This is a genomic window from Fodinibius halophilus (assembly GCF_011059105.1).
GTDB lineage: Bacteria > Bacteroidota > Rhodothermia > Balneolales > Balneolaceae > Fodinibius > Fodinibius halophilus.
On sequence record NZ_JAALLS010000074.1, the window covers coordinates 1 to 950 of the forward strand.

The 950-nt window shown below is 45.5% G+C and carries 1 protein-coding gene; it reads right to left on the bottom strand.

The annotated features are described in order from the left end of the window. A partial coding sequence (locus tag G3569_RS18225; protein WP_205720293.1) for a flagellin occupies positions 1 to 587 on the bottom strand: 587 nt, incomplete at its 3' end. Between the last annotated feature and the right edge of the window lie 363 nt (positions 588 to 950).

Here is a 950-nt window from a genome sequence, read left to right on the forward strand (position 1 = left end):
CTGGAGTTACCCAACTGGGCGGTATTGGTCCCGTCAGCAAAGAGTTCACCGACGTTTACGGCTTTCAGATCCGCCGTAATGGTATCAGCCTCACGCTCACCAACCTGGAAGGTCAGCTCTAAGGATCCGGACTTGGTCGCCGTGGTATCGTCACCACTCAACAGATCGTAACCCTGGAAGACCGTCTGGTCAGCAATATCGTTAATGTCGGCGCCGAGCTCTTTAATCTGCTCACCAATAAAACCTCGCTCATCTTCGCCGAGGGTATCATTGGCCGCCTGTGTGGCCAGTCCCTTCATCTCTACGAGACTGTCCATAACACTACCGAAACTAGACTCAGTAATATCGAGAACCGACTTCGCATCGCCCACGTTCTGCATCGCCTGGTTGAGGCCACCGACACGACTGCGCAACTTCGTAGCAATCGAAAAGCCCGCCGAGTCATCTTCCGCGCGGTTAATCCGCTTACCGGTCGACATCTTCAGCTGGTTCTCCGACATCTGCTTGTTGATACTGTTCAACGACAGCTGGGAATCCAACGACTGTATGTTTGTGTTTACTCTGTTTAAATCTCCAAAACTTGCCATAACTTATCTCCGTTTAGTTTAAAATAAAATTGTTTGCACCTTGCATTGCACAACTATTATCGTAGGGAAAAAAACGATCTTAAATATTTTTTTGATTTTTCTTTAACTCCTCTCTGACCCGCACAACTAACCCACATAAAACTAATACAGTGTATTTTACCAAGCACAAACTTCCATGAAATTCATCTTTTTATTTTTTCACCACGTGAGATTATTATCCTTATATCACATACAGAAAGGTCCTAAAATGAGAAAATAATGGGGGAGGGGATTTTTCAACGAGAAGGGAGGGCGATCTGTAATCAAATAAGAAACCCTATTGCTGCCAAAGCAACAATAGGGTCTGTCTTTAATGTACGGGGT